The 18110-nt window shown below is 73.8% G+C and carries 16 protein-coding genes and 1 pseudogene; 10 read left to right on the top strand and 7 right to left on the bottom strand.

The window, feature by feature from the left end:
• Window positions 1–51: 51 nt before the first annotated feature.
• Window positions 52–198: a hypothetical protein gene (locus tag ACGFT1_RS00085; protein WP_373906729.1), complete on the bottom strand. Its 147-nt coding sequence runs from the start codon at window positions 196–198 to the stop codon at window positions 52–54.
• A gap of 655 nt (window positions 199–853) precedes the next feature.
• Here ACGFT1_RS00085 and ACGFT1_RS00080 point away from each other — a divergent pair.
• Window positions 854–1282, top strand: a complete 429-nt coding sequence (locus tag ACGFT1_RS00080) for a hypothetical protein (RefSeq protein ID WP_373906728.1) — start codon at window positions 854–856, stop codon at window positions 1280–1282.
• A 241-nt stretch (window positions 1283–1523) separates the two neighbouring features.
• Here ACGFT1_RS00080 and snpA read toward each other — a convergent pair whose 3' ends face one another.
• Window positions 1524–2210, bottom strand: a complete 687-nt coding sequence (snpA, locus tag ACGFT1_RS00075; protein ID WP_373906727.1) for a snapalysin — start codon at window positions 2208–2210, stop codon at window positions 1524–1526.
• Between the two features lie 181 nt (window positions 2211–2391).
• On the opposite strand from snpA, the gene ACGFT1_RS00070 reads away from it, so the two are divergent.
• The gene (locus ACGFT1_RS00070; protein ID WP_373906726.1) at window positions 2392–3405 is read left to right on the top strand and encodes a LysR family transcriptional regulator; all 1014 of its coding nucleotides are present in this window, start codon (window positions 2392–2394) and stop codon (window positions 3403–3405) included.
• 93 nt (window positions 3406–3498) lie between these two features.
• Here ACGFT1_RS00070 and ACGFT1_RS00065 read toward each other — a convergent pair whose 3' ends face one another.
• A complete protein-coding gene (locus tag ACGFT1_RS00065) occupies window positions 3499–4314 on the bottom strand; it encodes a class I SAM-dependent methyltransferase (RefSeq protein ID WP_373906725.1) in 816 nt (271 codons plus the stop codon).
• A gap of 321 nt (window positions 4315–4635) precedes the next feature.
• On the opposite strand from ACGFT1_RS00065, the gene ACGFT1_RS00060 reads away from it, so the two are divergent.
• Together ACGFT1_RS00060 and ACGFT1_RS00055 are read left to right on the top strand one after the other, a co-directional pair.
• A complete protein-coding gene (locus ACGFT1_RS00060) occupies window positions 4636–5406 on the top strand; it encodes a DUF4097 family beta strand repeat-containing protein (protein ID WP_373906724.1) in 771 nt (256 codons plus the stop codon).
• A 151-nt stretch (window positions 5407–5557) separates the two neighbouring features.
• Complete coding sequence (locus ACGFT1_RS00055; RefSeq protein ID WP_163010864.1) at window positions 5558–5734, top strand: hypothetical protein; 177 nt, start codon at window positions 5558–5560, stop codon at window positions 5732–5734.
• Between the two features lie 38 nt (window positions 5735–5772).
• Here ACGFT1_RS00055 and ACGFT1_RS00050 read toward each other — a convergent pair whose 3' ends face one another.
• Window positions 5773–6048, bottom strand: coding sequence for a hypothetical protein (locus ACGFT1_RS00050; protein ID WP_373906723.1), 276 nt, complete (start codon window positions 6046–6048; stop codon window positions 5773–5775).
• 281 nt (window positions 6049–6329) lie between these two features.
• Between ACGFT1_RS00050 and ACGFT1_RS00045 the strand changes: the two genes are divergently transcribed.
• Window positions 6330–6824 carry a MarR family winged helix-turn-helix transcriptional regulator gene (locus ACGFT1_RS00045; RefSeq protein ID WP_373906722.1) on the top strand — a complete coding sequence of 165 codons (495 nt, stop codon included), beginning with the start codon at window positions 6330–6332 and terminating at the stop codon, window positions 6822–6824.
• Window positions 6821–7276: a MarR family transcriptional regulator gene (locus ACGFT1_RS00040; RefSeq protein WP_373906721.1), complete on the top strand. Its 456-nt coding sequence runs from the start codon at window positions 6821–6823 to the stop codon at window positions 7274–7276. The genes ACGFT1_RS00045 and ACGFT1_RS00040 overlap by 4 nt, the downstream gene beginning before the upstream one ends.
• A 293-nt stretch (window positions 7277–7569) precedes the next feature.
• Here the strand turns inward: ACGFT1_RS00040 and ACGFT1_RS00035 are convergent, their stop codons facing one another.
• A complete protein-coding gene (locus tag ACGFT1_RS00035; protein WP_373906720.1) occupies window positions 7570–7821 on the bottom strand; it encodes a hypothetical protein in 252 nt (83 codons plus the stop codon).
• A 267-nt stretch (window positions 7822–8088) separates the two neighbouring features.
• On the opposite strand from ACGFT1_RS00035, the gene ACGFT1_RS00030 reads away from it, so the two are divergent.
• Together ACGFT1_RS00030 and ACGFT1_RS00025 are read left to right on the top strand one after the other, a co-directional pair.
• On the top strand, window positions 8089–10119 hold the full coding sequence (locus ACGFT1_RS00030) for an NAD-binding lipoprotein (protein WP_373906719.1): 2031 nt from the start codon (window positions 8089–8091) through the stop codon (window positions 10117–10119).
• Between the two features lie 214 nt (window positions 10120–10333).
• Window positions 10334–10657, top strand: coding sequence for an STAS domain-containing protein (locus tag ACGFT1_RS00025; RefSeq protein ID WP_373906718.1), 324 nt, complete (start codon window positions 10334–10336; stop codon window positions 10655–10657).
• 63 nt (window positions 10658–10720) lie between these two features.
• Here the strand turns inward: ACGFT1_RS00025 and ACGFT1_RS00020 are convergent, their stop codons facing one another.
• Window positions 10721–11038 (bottom strand): STAS domain-containing protein, encoded by a 318-nt coding sequence (locus tag ACGFT1_RS00020; RefSeq protein WP_373906717.1) that lies wholly within the window; start codon window positions 11036–11038, stop codon window positions 10721–10723.
• Window positions 11038–15189 (bottom strand): SpoIIE family protein phosphatase, encoded by a 4152-nt coding sequence (locus ACGFT1_RS00015; RefSeq protein WP_373906716.1) that lies wholly within the window; start codon window positions 15187–15189, stop codon window positions 11038–11040. The genes ACGFT1_RS00020 and ACGFT1_RS00015 overlap by 1 nt, the downstream gene beginning before the upstream one ends.
• A gap of 475 nt (window positions 15190–15664) precedes the next feature.
• Between ACGFT1_RS00015 and ACGFT1_RS00010 the strand changes: the two genes are divergently transcribed.
• Window positions 15665–17881 (top strand): SpoIIE family protein phosphatase, encoded by a 2217-nt coding sequence (locus ACGFT1_RS00010; protein ID WP_373906715.1) that lies wholly within the window; start codon window positions 15665–15667, stop codon window positions 17879–17881.
• A gap of 124 nt (window positions 17882–18005) precedes the next feature.
• Window positions 18006–18110, top strand: a pseudogene (locus ACGFT1_RS00005) (hydrophobic protein); the annotation flags it as partial.

Genomic DNA, 18110 nt, shown 5'->3' with positions numbered 1-18110 from the left:
CGGTCCCGGGCCGGGCCACGCGGCGGATGACCGGCCGGCCTCCGTACCGGGTCAGGCGTGGGTCGTCAGGATCATGGACGGCGAGATCCGGCCAGGGCAGGGCACGGCGGCATCGACGCTGTCGCCGGCGAGGCCGCGGTAGGCGTCGGCCGCGGCGGAGGTGTCCCAGCCGAGAGGGGCTTCGTCGGCCGTCGTCATCGCTGCCTCCCGCACCGGGCCGGCGCCGGGCCGCTGAGTGGTGGGTTCGCCGGCAGCCCGCCACACGGCACCGCGTGAGCGTCCTTGGCGCGGAGGGATTCCCCCGACGGTGCCGGCGTCGCCCTCCGGTCGACGGCGGGGCAGGCGCCTCCCACTGCCGACGGAGGGCAGCGCGTGCGTGTGCCGCGCGGGGCCGGACCGCACCGGCCGGCCGAGACCCGGCAGGTGTGCGACGGCACCGAGCTGTACTTCGCCGTGGCCCGGCAACAGCCTCCGCCCGCACCAGGACGCCGCGCTCGGCCCGGAGTTCCTGATCGACGCGGCGCTCGGCGAGATGCCGCCGGGCGAGCCCGGCCGGCCCCCGCAGACCGTGCCGCGCCATCTCCGGCTCACCGGCACCGAGGCGCACGCGCGTGAGGTCGGTCGCGCGCGATGGCCGCCGAAGCGCATCCCGGGGACCCCGGGCGTGGCGAGGCATGCGGGTTGCCGCTCAGCCTCTTCCGTGCCGGCGTGCCCGGCCTGCCGCCGGACGACGGGAACTGACGGACGGTTCGCTCGGCCCGCAGTCGTCCCTGCCGCCATCTCCTTTCGCCGGCGCGGCTCCTGGGTGCGCATCGGCACGTTTGCCGGTGCCGCGGCGGGCAACGCGAAGCCCATGACTGAATCGAGCAGCGGGACGAGTAGAAAGTCCGAACAGGAGCAGCGGACCGCCGCGAAGGCCCGGCGGACGGCGGACAAGGCGACGGCGCCGGCCGGTCGCGCGGCGAAGAAGGCCGTGGCGGCCTCCGACGGCGCGGCGTCGGCCGTGAAGGCCGGCACCGAGCGGACGGCGGAGGTGACGAGCGGGGCCGTCCGCACGGCGGCCCGGGGCGTCGAGACCGGGCGTCAGGCCCTGGTCACCGCGTCGGGCCAGGTGGCGGCCACCGCCAAGACGGCCTGGACGGTGGTCGCCCACCGCAAGCTGGTCGCCGCGGGCGTCAGCGCGGGCCTGACCGCGATGACCGTGGCGTCGTACGCGATGGGCCGCCGGGCCGAGCGGCACACGCACGGTCCGCTCACGCGCCTCACCCAGGGCCGTCTCTGACCCGTGGCCGGCACACGCGGGCGGACGCCACGCGGAACGCCGTGCCGTGGACGTGAGGGCGGGTCGCCGGGCCTGCCGGTCACGTCACACACTTCCCGACGCGGGGGCCCGGCCTTCATCGAACGAAGGCCGGGCCCCCGCCGTCTTGCACGGGGACGGTACGGACCGCGGGTCGGCGCCGCGGTCCGTACCGCCGTGAGGGGCCGGCCCGTGGGGGAGGCCGGCCCGCTCGCGCACCGGGTCAGCCGGTCTTCGCCACCTGCGCGAGGGCCTTGGTGAGGCCGTTGGCCCACAGCTGGTTGACGCGGGCGCGCTCGGTGCTGTTCGGGTAGCGGTTGGTGCAGGACGTGCCGGGGCCGCCGCCCGACATCAGCTCGCTGCACGGGCCGCTGTAGTGGTCCGGCAGGCCCAGCACATGGCCGGTCTCGTGGGCGGTGACCCGGATCGAGTCGTACTGCCGGTTCTGCGTGTAGTCCAGGAAGATGTAACCGCTGCCGTGGCCGTCGGTGGAGGCGTACGATCCGCTCGAGTCATTGCCCTCGTAGTAGGAGAAGTCGGCGCTGCCCGTCGTCGCCTGGAGCTTGACGTTGGACACGGAGCTGTTCCAGATGGAGGCGGCGCTCGATATCTGGGAGCGGAAGCTCGGCGCCTGGGCGGCGTTGTAGTAGACGGTCACCGACTGGAGGGTGGGGTGGGCGGCCTGCCTCTTGGCGACCGACTTCAGTACGGCGTCGAAGAACGCCTTGTTGCCACTCTTCGCGCCCGAGCCGACGTAGCCGGCGGTGGCGGAGTGGGCCGGTGTCGTGGCGGTGTTCTGGGCGCTCGCCGGGCTCGCGGTGCCGAGCGCGGCGGAGGCCAGACCGACACCGAGCGCGAGGGCCAGCAGTCGTCTGTTCTTCGGCCCGGTGCTGGTGCGGAACGACGTCATGGGGGGCTCCTACTCGTTCTGTGGGGTGGAACGATCGGTTGCCAGTGAGTCTCGGGCAGGCCAACGGGACGGCGGATGATGGCAATCGGGGATTGCACGAGGCTATCGGCGGCCGACTCGTCCACTTTCGTTGGAACTTGAACATCTGGTGCGCTGCCGCAGGCCCCCTTACGCTCCCCCCATGGAGCTAGAGGTGAGGCATCTGCGCGTCCTCTGCGCCATCGCCGACACCGGCAGTCTGCACAAAGCGGCTCGGCAACTCGGCCTGGCGCAGCCGTCGTTGAGCACGCAGCTGGCGCGCATCGAGCGCGCGCTCGGCGCGCAGCTCTTCGTGCGGGCCCGGACCGGCTGCCGGCCGACCCCGCTGGGGCTGGCCGTGCTGAGCCGGGCCAGGCCGCTGGTGGCGGAGTTCGCGGCACTCGTCACGGAGACAAGGACCGCCGCCGCCCGAGCCGCCGGGGGGTTCCAGCTGCGCATCGGGGCCACGGCGAGCCGGGCCATCCCGGGCTGGCTGCGCCTGCTGCGCGCACGGGTTCCGCGCGTGGAGCCGGCGCTGGAGATGAACGTCTCCGCCAACGCCCTGCTCGGCATGGTCGCCGCCGGCCGCCTCGACATGGCGTTCGTGCACGAGGTCGAGGGCAGTCCGCTGCGCGTTCCGTCCGGCCTGTGCCTGCGCGTGCTCGTCGAACGCGAACCGCAGTTCGTCACGCTCGCCGCGGACCATCCCGCGGCGGTGCGGACGGAGGTGAGCCTGGCCGACCTGTCCGGCGACCGCTGGATGATCGACTCCACGGTCGACGGCGAGTGGGACGCCGTGTGCCGGGTGCTGCGGGCCGCGGGTCTCGACTCCGAGATCCTGCACGGCGACTACCTCACCGCCTACTCGCTGGCCGCCATCGGCGAGGTGGTCACGGTCAGTCAGCCGACCGCCCCTGCCCGCACCGATCTCGCGATCCGCCCCCTGGAGGGCGACCCGATAGGGGTACGTCTGCTCCTGGCGGCCCGTACGGAGGATGAACTGGACAACGCCTACCCGGAGTTGGAGACGGCCTACTGGGCGGTGGCCCTTGAGGCGCCGGCCTACCGGAAGTGGTTGCATCGTGCGCACCCGCCCGGCCCGGACGCCTGCGGGAAGCCGTACGGGCCACCGGTGCCGGCGCGGTTGCCGGTGGCGGTCCGTCCGCGCACGCCGTGAGGGCACGGCCCGCGCCGCCCGGCGCCCGGTCGCGCGGGTCCGCCGCGCCCGGGCAGCGTGGCCCGGCCGGCGGCTGACGGCCGTGCCGCCGTGTCAGGGCCGCTGCCCCCAAGCCATGACCATGCCGGGACCCAGCTCGGCCAGCCGGGGCGAGGCCAGGTAGGCGAGTGCTTCGTCGATGACCGCGGCGTCCACCAGGCCGGTCTCCTCCAGGGCGGGACGCATCCGGCTCCATGTCTCGGACCAGAACCGGGCCAGGGGACCGCCCGTGACCAGCGGAGGGACGAAGAGTTCCGCGGCGACGTGCTGGAGGCCCTCCTCCCTGAGGAAATGCGGGTACGCCGGGACGGAGGAGGTGTCGGTGCCGATCGTCGACCGCAGCGCCTGCCACAGGGCGTCCATGGTGCGCCGGTAGGCGGAGGCCGTGTCCAGGGCGTTCGCCACCTCCAGGGCGTCGCCCAGCAGCAGCCGGCCTCCGGGAGCCAGCCAGCGCACGAGCCGCGTGATGAGCCCGCGGCGCTGGGGCAGGTGCATCAGGACGAACCTGGCATGGATGAGGTCGAAGCCGCCGAGGCGCAGGCTGTCGTCGGTCAGGTCACCGGTGACCACCCGCAGCCGGGGGCTCGCGGCGGTCTCCAGCCGGCTGGTGTCCCGGTCCAGGGCGACCACCTCCTCGACCCCCGCCTCCTCCAGCAGCCAGCGCGCCACGGTCCCCGTGCCGGCGCCCACTTCGAGGCAGCGGCTGCCCGGCCCGGCGCCCAGGGCCCGCAGGCGGCGCGTGGTCACGGGGTCGTAGACCAGCGCGGCGGCGTCGATCCGCGCGGCCTCCCCGGGGCGGTCCGGTTCGAAGAGGTCCTCGCCGTAGCGGCCGCCACCGGCGTTCCCTCCCGGGGGCGGTGGCGCGCTCATGAGGGAACCTTCCGCCCCGGTGGCCGTGACGTTCCTGAGTGCTGGCAAGGGAACATCGTCCCACCATGGACGCTGACGTCCGGGGTTCACGGGGATCGCGGCCACCGGCACACGAGTCCCCTCCGTATGGCCGAGCCGGCGGCCGGGCGGTGGGGGCCGCCCCACGGCCCGGTGGATCCGGCGGTGCCACCGGCCGGAGCCCGTCCGACCCGGGGCGCCCGGTCCACGACGACCGAGGCGCACGACCGGAGGAACGAGGACCAGGACGCGGGCCGGCACCGCACGGTCATGGCGGGACCGCCCCGGGGCACCCGAAGGCACATGAAGGTGACCACGACAAGACGCCTGCCCCGCCTGACCGTCGCCCTGGCGCTGCTGCCCCTGGCCGTGTCCTGCGGCGGCGGACACCGAGCGAGCGGCGGCGGGTCGCCGGCGGCAGGACCGTCGCCCGGCGCGCTGGGCGGCACCCTTGTCGTCACCAGCGGCAACGGACTGAGGCTGCGTCCGGCCGACGGCCACCGGGTCATCGTGGACGACCACGTCGACCGCGCCGACCGCCACTGGTCCCACCACGACGGCACCTGGGTCCTCGACCTGACCTGCGAAGACCGGAGCCCGGACGACACGCCCTGCCCCCGCATGCCCGAGGTGCGCGTCCCCGACGGCGTCGGCGTCACGGTGACCGCCCGCAACGCCGGCATCGACGCCGCGGGAGTCGCGGCCGGCCTGGACCTGACGACGGTCAACGGCGATGTCACGGTGACCCGTTCCGGCCGGAGCGGGGCCGTGACGCGGCTGGCCACCCGCAACGGCTCGGTGCGCGCCGTCGCCCTCGACGCGCGCCGGCTGACGGCCGCGACCACCAACGGGGACGTGATCCTCTCCTGCGGCTCCGCGCCGACGGCCGTCACGGCGACGACCACCAACGGCTCGGTCGGCGTGACCGTTCCGCACGACAGCCCCGCCTACCGGGTCACCGCGACCACGGCCAACGGCCGTACCACCGTGGACGTTCCCGGCCGGCGCGCCGGCCGCGGGCCCACGATGAAGCTGACCACGGTCAACGGCGACGTCTCCGCGCGCCGCGGCTGAACCGCCCTCGGATTCCCCCGTCCCCCCTGCCGGTGCGGCGGACGAACGACGTCCGCCGCCCCGCACCGGCCGTCAGGGTGTGGCCGGTCCCGTCAGGGGCATCCGCAGTGCACTGAGCACGTCACCATCCGGCATCGGAGGGATCAGCATCATGTTGGCCATCGTCTCGGCGGTCCTGTTCTTCATCGCTTTTCTGATCAATGCGGCTGACATCTCGACCAACGACACCTTCACCTCGACGAACATCATGCTCCTCGGGCTGACCGTGCTCGCCCTGCACCTCGCGGGGGTGGGCAGCGGCTGGACGGCCCGGGGCCGCAGACACTGAGCGGCACGAGGAGGCGCTCGGCACCCCGGCCGTGTCCGCTACCGGGGTGCCCTGGCCGGCTCACCGGCGCCCAGCGCGGCGCCCATCGTGCGCAGGCCCCGGTGCCGGCGGTCGCCGTGGTGGACGGTCCGGCCGATGAAGACGACGGTGGACACCGCGAACCCGACCGCCTGCCGGACCGTGCCGGTGAAGCCGCGCACGTTCGTGCTGCCGGCGGAAGTTGAAACTCCGTACGCGCGCCGGTCGGACGAGGCGCCCTCCTCGGTGCCGGCCCTGCCGACCATCCGGCGATCCGACGCGTCGACGCGGCTCATCTCCCTCACCATCACCATCGTCCCGGACAGTGGACGGCCGGCGGCGGGGCCGTGACCGCCGTACCCCTCGTGGGCCGGTCCGGCCGGCCCGCTCGCACGGAATCGGCCGGTCAACTCCTCGGGAGGGTGCTCTACGGCCTGCCTTCAGTCCTGATCATGTGACGGACGGAAGCGGTCTCGCCGGAGGTTCCCTCAGCCCGTCGCGGTGCCGAGCCGGGTGCGCCGTCACAGCCGCAAGAAAATAGTAGCCATGGAGATAGTAGCCATGTACTCTATTTGGCATGAGCAAGGTTTCACCGGGCCCCACGCCCGGCTTCCTGGTGTGGCGGCTCGCCAACAAGTGGCGCGTCGCCGTCGATCGGGCGGTGGCTCCGCTGGGGCTCACGCATGCGCAGTACTCGCTGGTGGCGTCGCTGTACGGCATGCAGCGGGCCGGTGAGCGGCCCAGTCAGCGGCAACTCGCTGACCATACCGGCCTGGAGGCGCTGTACGTCTCGAAGCTGGCGCGCGCCCTGGAGTCGGCCGAGCTGATCGAGCGCACCCGCGACCCCCGCGATCCGCGCGCCGTACAGCTCGCCCTCACCGGGCAGGGGCAGGCCGTCACGCGGCAGGCCATCGACGTGGTGCAGGAACTGCACCAGCAGTTGCTGGAGCCGCTCGGCGGGCTCGACGCCCCCCGGACGCGCGCCTTCACCGACGAGCTGACGGCCCTGCTCGACACACCCCTCACTCCATCTCTACCGAACAACGAGAGCACTCAGGGGACAACATCATGACCACCACCGCCTCCACCACCGCACCCGTCGCGGACGCCCGCGCCCTGGGTCTGGCCCACTACGCCGCCCGCGGCCTCCTGGAGCACGTCCTGGCCCGGCACGGCGTCACGTTCCAGCAGCAGGTCACCCTGCGCGCGGCCGTCACCGCCGACGCCCCGCGGACGCCGGACGACCTCGTCGCCCAGGTCCGGTCCTCCCTCAAGGCGGACCCGGCCGACATCCGCACCACCCTCGACGAGCTGCTGGCCGACCGACTGCTCGCCGTGGACGGCGCTCACCTTCGTGCCACGGAGTCGGGGCGCGAGCTGATCGCCGCCGTCGGCGCGTCGACCGCCCCCGTCACCGCCCGCGTCTGGGGCGGGATATCCGCCGAGGACCTGGCCGCCGCCGGTCGCGTCCTCGCCCTGGTCACCGAGCGTGCCAACGCGGAGCTCGCGGCGCTGGCCGACTGACCGAGCCGATGGGGCCTTCGTCCGGTTGTGGCCAATCTCTGATGCCGTCCACCCTCTGATCACCACCAGATACAGGCCCTAGGCCCAGTGCCCGGCCGTCAGCGGCCGGACCTCGTTGTCGCATGAACGCCCGCTGCGGAGGAGGAAGGCGCGTTCCTCCTCCGTCAGAGCGGTCTCTCGAAGTCGTGGAAGTCGGCGGCGTTCTGCTGTTTCCGTGAGTGGAGTCATGGGGCCCTTCCTCCACGGTTGCGCCGGGCGATTCCCGGGCCGGCGGGAGCGCCGTCCGCGCGCCGTCAGACCTGGTCGGCCCGCGTGGTCACCAGGGCATTGGCCCGGCTCCCGGGGCGGCGCGGCACGGCCTCCCACAGACGCCAGGTCGACCACAGCAGCGCGACGAGGAAGACGGCGAGCAGCCCCAGCAGCACCACCGTCTGCCGCGCCGACCCGTCGTCCCCGACCATCTCCCACAGCAGACAGAAGGACCAGGCCGCCACACCGCCTGCGTACACGGCCCTCAACTGCCGTAGCTGACTTACCGAACCCATCGTCACCCCTCCGGGAAGCCGCGTCGCGTCGTCCTGCCGGTACCCACGTGGGACGACTTCACCCCATGCGGAACCGGCCTTTGAAGTCCGTACCGCGCCAAGTCGGCGGACGGAACGGGACTTTCCCGTCGTCGCGGGCGCGCGGCCCGCCGGCCGCCGAGCCGCGAGGCCGCTCCCGAAAGGATGAACAGACCGCCGGCGCGGCGTGTCGCGAGCGCCGCCCCAGCACGCTGGGACTCCGAGGACCGTGGACGTCAGGGGGCGAAGGTGAGGCGGCAGCACGCTTCGTTACGGGACCGGGCGCGCTATCTCTTCGACACGAGGCTGGCCCGCAGCATGGGGACGCTGCTCGGCTGGCTGGCCTTGGGCTGCCTCATGGTCGTCGTGCCCGTCAGCACCCTGCTGGTGTGGATGGACCCGAGCGCGCCGCGTTCCCTGTCCGGCCGGCTCACGGCCGTGTGGCGCACCAGTGCGGAGACCCTGCGCCTCGGAGTGGCGACCGGCGCGCCGCTGCGGATGCTGCTCTCCGTGCTCCTGGGGTTGATCACCTTGCTGTGTGTGTCGACGCTGACAGGGGTGATCACCACCGGGCTCGGTGACCGGCTGGCCGAGCTGCGGCGGGGGCGCTCGACCGTGCTGGAGCGCGATCACGTGGTGGTGCTCGGCTGGTCGGAGCACGTGTTCACGGTGGTCGCCGAGCTGACGGCGGCGCGTGGCGGCCGGCGGCGCGGCATCGTGGCGGTGCTCGCCGACCGGGACACGGCCGAGATGGACAAGGCGCTCGCCGCCGCGCCGGCAGCGGGCGGAGCGCGGCTGGTCTGCCGCACCGGAGCACTGACGGAGCCCGGGGCGCTGGCCCTGGTGGCCCCGGCCGCGGCCGAATCCGTGCTGGTACTGCCCGCCGAGGACACCGACGCCGACCTGGAGGTGGTGCGGGTCCTGCTGGCGCTGCGGTCACTGACCGGTACGGAGGCCGGGCCGGCGGTCGTCGCCGCCGTGCGGGACGGCCGCTATCTGGCGGCCGCGCGGCTGGCGGCCGGAGCACGGGGCGTCGTACTGGAGACGGACTCGACGACGGCGCGGCTGCTGGTGCAGTCGGCGCGGCGCCCGGGTCTGCCGGCCGTGCTGCGCGACCTCCTGGACGTGGCCGGTGCCGAGTTCCGGGTGTTCGAGGCGCCCGGGCCGGCGGGACCGGCCTTCGCGGAGGTCGCGCTGCGCTTCGAGTCCGCCTGCGTGGTCGGGATCCTGCGGGCCGACGGCCGCCCCCTGCTCGCCCCGGGGCCGGAAACCGTCCTCGGGACCGGGGACCGGCTGGTCGTCGTCGCCGACGACGACACGGCAGCCGTGCCGGCCGACCGCCGTGCGCACATCGACCCGGCCGCCATGGCTCCGCCGGCACCGGGGTCCGAGATCCCGTCACGAATCCTGCTGCTCGGCTGGAACCGCCGGGCACCCCTCGTCGTGGACGTCCTGCGCCGGACCACCCGGCCGGGATCCGTCCTCGACGTGGTCACCGGCCCGGACGACGGGCTCGTACGAGGGCACGTCGAAGGACTTACGGACACCGGGTGGCCGGGCGTCACCCATCATGTCGGCGACCTCGGCCGCCCCGAGACGCTGCGCACCCTGGACGTGTTCGGCTACGACAGCGTCATCGTGCTGGGGCCGGACCGCGACGCCCGTGCCGGCTCCGGACGCCCCGACGACCGGACCCTGCTGACCCTGCTGATGCTGCGCTCACGGGAGGAGGAGACGGGGCGCGCGCTGCCGGTGGTGGCCGAACTGTGCGATCACCGCAGCCGGGCCCTGGCCCAGCTGGGCCCGGAGTCCGACGCGGTGGTCCGGGGGGAGCTGACCGCTCTGCTGATGGCCCAGATCTCGCTGAACCCCACACTGGCCCCGGTGTTCGAGGAGGTGTTCGCCGCCCGGGGCGGCGGGCTCGTCCTGCGCCCGGCCGGGCTGTACGTACGGCCCGGCCATGACGCCTCCTTCGCGACGGTGGTGGCGGCGGCGCTGCGGCGCGGCGAGTGCGCGATCGGGTACCGCGCGCACCTTCCGCGCACCGCGCACCGCGACGACGGCATCCGGCTCGCACCCGGCAAGTCCGAGCGGCGGGTGTGGGCGGCCGAGGACGAGGTCGTCGTACTCTCCGCCGCACCCCGCGCGCGGGGCGCCGGTGACGACGATTCCGACGCCCTGCCCCACATGCGACGCCCCCCGGAAGCGGACGCCCCGTCCTCGGACCGCGGCCTGGAGGCCGGGGGCCCGCCCACGGGCCGTCCCCCGGAACGGCCGTGACGCGCCGGGAACGCAGCGGAACGCCTCCGTACGGCTCCGCGGGCGTCCCGCCGCGGATCGGTCGGCGCGCGGCGAGGCGGCGGGTTCCGGTCGCCGGGGAGGCCGACGCCCGCCGCGGGCCGTCCGGGGCGCGCGGTGCGGAAGTCGGCCGGATGTCCGCCGGGTAGCCTGGGTACCCGACAGCGGGCACCGCACGGGATGGGGAGGTGGGACGTTGCTGCACATCACCGGCAGTCAGGGCGACCGGACGAGGGCGGAACTGCCCGAAGACGTGGATCTGTACACGACGTCCTCGCTCCGGACGGCGGTCGACGGCCTGATCGACGCCGGGTGCCGCCACCTGGTTCTCGACGCCTCGCGCACGCAGCACATGGACTCCACCGGTGTCAGCGCCCTGGTGGGCTGGTACCAGCGGCTGGACACCCTCGGTGGGTCCCTCAGCGTCACCGGACTCGATGACGGCCTGCTGCGTATGTTCACCATCCTCGGGCTCGACTCCGTCATGACCCTCGCGCCCGGCAAGACCCCGTCGCTCTGACATCCGCGCCGTCCCTCTGACGCGCGCCTCGCCGTGATCACCGCGCCCGCACACCGGCCGTGGTCACGGCGGGGGAGCGCCCGGCGCGCAGCCCCTCGCCGCGTGCACCGGGACCAGCTCGGTCAGGCCCGAGATGCTGAGCAGCGGGGCCAGCAGGGGCGGCGCGATCAGTTCCAGCCGGGTGCTGTGGGCGAACAGCACGTTCAGGCCCGCGCTGTCGAGGTATTCCACCCCGGCCAGATCCACGACGACGGGCCCGGCGATCCCGTCGAGGGCCGCGGCCAGCGTGCCGGCGTTGCTCTGGTCGATCTCGCCGACCACCGTCAGCACGGACGTGCCGTCGGCGCGTCGCGCCCGGGTCACGGTGAGCGGGATGGTCATCAGGTGATCCTCGTCTGCATCTCTACGACGGTGCCGTTCGGGCCGGGTGTGACGGTGACCTGCTGCATCAGCGCCCGCATCAGTTTCAGTCCGCGTCCGCGGTGCCGGTTCAGCTCGGGCTGCGGAACCTTCCACCGGCCGGTGTCGGTGACGGTGACCAGCAGGTCGTGCGTGTGGGCCAGCCCGCTCAGCCGGATGGTCCCCCCGGGGCCGTCCCGGTGCCCGTGTTCGATCGCGTTGGCGCACGCCTCACCCGCCGCGACCATGATGTTCTGGACGGTGTGCCGGGGCAGTGCGCACTGGTCGAGCCAGTCGCGCAGGGCCTGGCGGACCGAGGCGAGCCGCGCCGACTCGGCGGGGAACGTCACCTGGAGCGGCGCGGGATGACGGTAGAGCAGCAGCGCCACGTCGTCCTCGTATCCGCCGTCCGGTTCGAGGCGCTTCATGAGCTGGGTGGCCAGTTCCTCCACCGTCGTGTCCCTGCCCTCCTGGACGGCCCGGCCGGCCTGCTCGATGCCCGCGACCAGGGAACGGCGGCGCCGTTCCACGAGTCCGTCCGTGTACAGCAGCAGGGTGGAACGGCCCGGCATCGTCCGGACCCCCTCCGGACGCGTCCGGCCGGGGCGGACCGCCAGCGGCAGGGCACGGCCCTCCTCCAGCAGCTGGACGGTGCCGTCCGGGAGGGCGAGGACCCCGGGGGGATGTCCCGCGCTCGAGTAGACCAGCCGTCCGGTCGCCGGCTCCAGGACACCGCAGAAGACGGTGGTGCACAGGGCGCCCGGGACACCGGCGGCGAACTGGTCCAGCGCCATCAGCGTCCGCGCGGGACTCGGCTCCTGGAGCAGCAGGGCACGGCACGCGCTGCGCATCTGCCCCATGACGCTGGCCGCCGTCAGACCGTGACCGACGCAGTCGCCGACGACGATGCCGATGCGGCCGTCGGGCAGGGGCACCGTGTCGTACCAGTCACCGCCGACCTCGAGCGGCCGGGTCGCGGGTTCGTAGCGCACGGCGAAGCCGTCGGGGAGCAGCGCCGGCCCGAGGATGGCGCGCTGGAGGGCGATAGCCGTCTCGCGCTGCTGGTCGATCTGGTGGACACGGACCAGCCCCTGGGCGAGATGCCCGGCCAGCAGGGTCAGCAGCAGCTGGTCCTCGCCGGTGAAGGGCCGGCGTTCGCCCAGGTCCACCCAGAGCGTCAGCGGGCCGTGCGGGTGCTCGAGGAGGATCCCGGCCCCGCCCGGGGCGGTGACCGGGGTGAGTGTGGGCTGCTGCCGCAGCCGCTCCAGGAAGCTTCTGCGATCGGCGGACAGGGACGGCCAGGACAGGGACGGGTCGGTGCCGGTCACGGCCGGTTCGCCGTGCCGGCCGAAGATGCCGGCCAGGACGGTCCGGGCCCGCCACAGCTGCTTCAGCTCGTGCAGCGCGCCCGTGAGCGCGTCGGCCAGGCTGGTGGCCTGCGAGAGCCGCGTGCTCAGGGCCGCCAGGGCGGTCTCCCGCTGGATGGCGTAGTGCTCCGCGGTCACGTCCCGGAACGTGCCCACGGTCATCCGGCGCCCGGTGTCGGGGTCCTCGGCCTGGTTGAACGTCGCGCTCACCCACAGCTGGTGCCCGTCACGGTGCCGCACGGGCAGGGCGTTCGTCCTGCGCGCGCTGCTGCCCGTCAGCCGCCCGAAAGCGGTCTCGGCCTGCCGGTACCCGTCGGGGTCCGTGTCGGGGTCGGGCCACCAGGGATGCACGGGTCTGTAGGGCAGGCCCTCGGGAGGGTAGCCGAGCATGTCGGTGAACGCGGCGTTGGTCTCGATGACGGTGCCCTCCTCGTCACAGACGAAGAAGGCCTCCTGGAGGGAGTCGATCAGGGCGTTGCGCCACCGCAGGTGATGCGTGCGCAACCGCGCCAGTTCCACGTTCGCGCGGACCCGGGCCAGCAGTTCGGCGGCGGCGAACGGCTTGACGAGATAGTCGTCGGCACCCGCTTGCAGGCCCTCGATGGAGGCCTCCTGCCCGGCGCGAGCCGACAGCAGCAGCACCGGCACCGAAGCGGTCCGCGGGTCGGACCGCAGCGCCGCCACCAGGGCCAACCCGTCCAGGCCCGGCATCATCACGTCGCTGACCACGAGGTCGGGCGGATCGGCCCGCACGGCGTCCAGCGCGCTCATCCCGTCGGTGACGGCCGTGATCCCGTACCCGGCGCCCGACAGCAGGCGTGCCAGATACTCCCGCATGTCGGCGTTGTCGTCGGCGACCACGACGCGTCCGGCCGCGCGGTGGCCCGGGGCGCTCTCCGCCGCCTCCGTCACGGCCTGGGCCGCCCCGGACAAGGGGGTGCCCGGCAGCCAGCGCAGCGCCTCCTGCACGTAGGGGTCGGCGGCCGCCGACACCGTCGTCCCGCCGTCCGCCGGGGCCACGCTGTCGGCGGGCAGGTGCGCCGTACCGAACGGCAGCCGGACGGTGAAGGCGGTGCCCCGCCCCTCCGTGCTGTCCGCGATGATCGTCCCGCCGTTCAGGCCGACCAGTTCCCTCACGAGGGCCAGGCCGATACCGCTGCCCTCGTGGGACCGGGCGCGCGCGGTCTCGATCCGGTGGAACCGCTCGAACAGCCTGGGCATCTCCTCGGCGGACACCCCTATACCGGTGTCGGAGACGGTGACCCGGGCCCCGCCGTCCTCCGTGCGCACGGTGACCCGGATGGTGCCCTCGAAGGTGAACTTCAGTGCGTTGCTCAGCAGGTTCAGTATCACCTTCTCCCACATGCCGCGGTCGACGTACACCGGCTGGTCCATGGGCGGGCAGTCCACCTCGAAGGCCAGCCCCGCCTTGTCGATGGCGGAGCGGAAGACGCTGGCCAGCTCCGCCGTGGCGGCGGCCAGGTCCACCGGCTCGTACGTCGCCTGCATCCGGCCGGCCTCGATGCGGGAGAAGTCGAGCAGCGCGTTGACGAGCTTGCCCAGGCGCAGCCCGTTGCGGCGGACGACCTCCAGCCGCTCGCGCAGCCCCGGGTCGTCGTTCCGCCCGGTGAGCAGTTCGTCGACCGGCCCCATGATCAGGGTCAGAGGGGTGCGGAACTCGTGGCTGATGTTGGAGAAGAACGCCGTCTTCGCCCGGTCCAGCTCGGCCAGCTCCTCGGCCCGGCGCTGCTGCGCCTCGTACCCGCGCGCACTGCCGATACCGGCCGCGACGTGACCCGCGACCAGCTCGACGAAGCCCTGGTAGGTGTCGTCCAGCGGCCGGAACCGGTTGAGCCCCGCCACCAGGAAGCCGTACGGCGTTTCGCCCTGCCTCAGCAGGGGCACCACCAGGGCGTGCGCCGGCGGCTGGGGCCAGGCGCCGGGGGGCAGGCGGTCGTACGGCGGGCCGCTCAGCGGCACCCGCACGAACTGCCCGTCGGCGGCCCGCCCCGCCGGCCAGACGGCCTTGGGGTCACCGGCCGGCAGGACCACGGGTGCGGCCGGATGGCCCGCCTCGATCCCCGTGGCGGCCGCCAGCCGTGCCGAACCGTCGTCCTGGAAGAGATAGGTGCAGGTGAACGGCAGATCCCGCGGATTGCGGGCGAGCTGGCGGGCGACGAACTCCAGCATCTCCTGCTCGGTGCGCACCACGCTCGGATCGGAGCCCAGGTCACGCAGGGTGGCCATGCGCCGCTCACCGATGACCCGCGTGGTCTCCTCGCTGACCACGCACAGCATGCCCACCACGGCGCCGCAGTCGTCCCGCAGCGGGCTGTAGGAGAACGTGTGATACGTCTCCTCGGGATATCCCGACCGCTCGAGAATCAGCATCAGGGCCTCGTCCCAGGTGGCCTTGCCCGTGGTCGTCACGGAGCGGACACGCGGGTCGAGGTCGTCCCAGACCTCGGCCCACACCTCGGGGGCCGGGCGGCCCAGCGCCCAGGGGTACTTGTGGCCGAGCGTGGCGCGGCGGTAGGCGTCGTTGCAGAAGAACGTCAGTTCCGGCCCCCACGCCATCCACATCGAGAAGCGGGACGACAGCAGGATGCTCACGGCCGTCCGCAGGCTCTGCGGCCATTCCTCCGGGGGCCCCAGCGGCGTGGCGGCCCAGTCCACGGCGGCCAGATCCGCGCCGATGACCTCGTCGGCGGAGAAGACGCCGGCACGGGCCGAGGGTCCCCGCTCCGTGTCGTCCCGTCCAGCCATCCGCCGCTCCCTCACTCCCGGTACCCGCCACATCCTGGTGCGGTCATTCGTACTTCGTACACGAGCGGGCCCGCCACCCCCTCGTGCCCCGATCGGCCCCCGGTGCACCTGCCCGGAGGGCCGGTTCCCGGCGGCCGCGCTCCCGACTCCCCCACGTTCCGGGACGCCGCTCGGCCGGTCCGCGTGAGCGGGTCGCCGGGGCCGTCGGCGCAGGTCACGGCGGCGGCCGGGCGCGTCCGCCTCACGTACGGTACTCCTTGGCATCGGCTCCTCGACCGGTCGGTGCCGGCCCGCCGCGGTGGCGGCGGGGCGAGCGGCCGAACCCGGCACCGGTGGGGCCGCGCACGAGCCGGTGCCGCTCCCGGCAGGCGTGGATCGGGGCATCGGGCGCATATGACACTGGGTGAGGCATCGACCGATGCCGCGCGCGAGACGGCCGTCCGGGATCCGGGGCCGACGCTGACGAGGGGGCGGGATGACGGCTGACCGTGATCGGCGGGCGGCATTCGAAGCGCACGACCTCGGCGCGCTGGGCGGCAGGGAAGAGGACCTTTCGCTGCTGTTCGGCACGTCGACCGCGCTGTTCGCGTCCATGGCCGGCCCCGCCCACGTGCTGGAGGCGGCGAACCCGGCCTTCTTCGCGGCGATCGGCGGCGGGCAGCGGGAACGCACCGGCGTGGCCCTGGCGGAACTCATGCCCGAGCTGACCGCCCAGGGGTTCATCGAGCTGCTGGACCGGGTCTACCGGTCGGGGGAACGTCATGTCGGCCGCGGCGCCCGCGTCGTCATCGGCGTCGGCCCGGACGCCCGCGAGGCCTACTTCGACTTCACCTACGAGGCGCGCCGCGACGCCGCCGGCAACGTCATCGGCGTGCGGATGATCGGCGTGGAGACCACCCAGGTCAGACAGGCCCGCAGACTCGCCGCCGAGCAGCGCGCGCTGCTCGAGCAGATCGCCCGCCAGGCACCGCTGCCCGAGGTCCTGGACGGCATGTGCCGCACGATCGAGGAACTGTCCACCGAGGTGCTCGTCTCGGTCCTGCTGGCCGACGCGGACGGCCGTCACCTGCGCCACGGCGCGGCCCCGAGCCTGCCCGGGTTCTACAACCGGGCCATCGACGGCATCGCCACCGGTGAGGGAGTCGGTTCCTGCGGCACCGCCGCCCACCGGCGCCGGCACGTGATAGTCAGCGACATAGCCACCGACCCCCTGTGGGACGACTTCCGCGAGCTGGCCCGCCGGGCGGGGCTGGCCGCCTGCTGGTCGACGCCGATCCTCGCCCGTGACGGCCGGCTGCTGGGCACCTTCGCCATGTACCTGCGCACCCCGAGAGCCCCGCAGGACACCGACCTCGCCCTGGCCCGTGTCTTCGCCCATACCGCCGCCCTGGCCATCGAGCGGCACCAGGCCGAACAGGCCCGGCGGGCGGCGGACGCGCGGGAGAAGGCCGCCCGCGACGACCTCGCCTTCCTGCTGGCCGCGGGCACCGCCCTGGCGGGCCGGCTGGACGAGACGCAGACCCTGCAACGGCTGGCCTCCCTGTCCACCCCGGCCCTCGCACCCCTGGCCGTGGTCGACGTGGTCGAGGCCGGGCGCGTACGGCGGGTCGCGGCCGCGGCCGCCGACGCGGGCGCACGCGATCTGCTCCTCTCCCACCCACCGGTCCACGACGCGGAGGACGACGCCGTCGCCCGCGTACTCGCCTCCGGCGTGGCCGAGGTGTCACGCCGGGCCCCCGGTGGCCCCGGCCCCTGGAGCGCCCTCGGTGTCACCGGCTACGTCTGCGTGCCCCTTCTGGACCGCGGGCGTCCCTTCGGCGCCTTCACCCTGCTGTTCACCCGGGGGCACTCCTTCGACGGGCACCGGGTCACCCTGGCGGAGGAACTCGCCCGCCGGGCCGCCTCCGCCGCCCGCAACGCCCGCCAGTACGCGCAACGTGCCGCTCTCGTCCGCGACCTCCAGTCCGGTCTGCTGCTGCCCGACCTGCCGGACATCCCGGGCGCCCAGCTCGCCGCCTTCTACCACCCGGCCGGCGAGGGACTGGACATCGGCGGCGACTTCTACGACGTCTTCCCCCGCGGCGACGGCAGCTGGGCGTTCATCCTGGGCGACGTCTGCGGTCGCGGGGCCCTCGCCGCCACCACGACCGCCCTGGTGCGCCACACCGCCCGCGCCGTCGCCGGGCTGCTCGAGGACCCCGTCGACGTCGTCAAGGCCGTCGACAAGGCCCTCAACGACCGCCTCGCCCACCAGAACAACGGCTTCGTGACCCTCGTCCACGGGCATCTGAGACCGGACGCCGACGGCCTCGGCATCCAGCTCGTCCGCGCCGGGCACACCCCTCCACTGCTGCTGGACGCCGAGAACGCGGTGGCCGGTGTCGAGGCGCCGGGCGGGCTCCTCGGCATCGGCATCCCGCCCGGGCTCACGGCCCGCCGTCTCACCCTCCGGCCCGGCGAGAGTCTGCTGCTCTACACCGACGGCATCACCGAATGCCGGGCCGCGGGTGCCGAGCAGTACGGCGAGACCCGCCTGGCCAAGACCCTGGCCGCCGTCCCGCGCCGGCCGGCCGCGGCCGACATCGTCCGGATCCTCGCCGAGGACGTGCGCGCGTTCGTGGGCGGCAGAGAGGTGGAGGACGACCAGGCGGCGCTCGTCATCACCGCCGTGGGGCCGGCGCCGGGCGGCTGAGATCGAGGGCGGTCACGGGAGGCGCGAACCTCCGCTTGTGCCCCGTGCCGGGGGAAAGAAACGCGGGGTTCGAGGGCTTGTAGGGGTGAAGTAAGGGCACTAGGTGGCCAGGAGGTTGATAACAATGGTTCCCCTGCTTCTGGTTCTTCTTCTGGCTCTGATCCTCTTCGGCGCGGGCTTCGCACTGAAGGCGCTGTGGTGGATCGCGGTGATCGTCCTGATCGTGTGG

It is taken from the genome of Streptomyces sp. Y20 (assembly GCF_043195475.1).
In the GTDB taxonomy this organism is placed as follows: domain Bacteria; phylum Actinomycetota; class Actinomycetes; order Streptomycetales; family Streptomycetaceae; genus Streptomyces.
The sequence above is the reverse complement of the archived record's forward strand: the minus strand, read 5'-3'. Positions and strand labels throughout refer to the sequence as shown.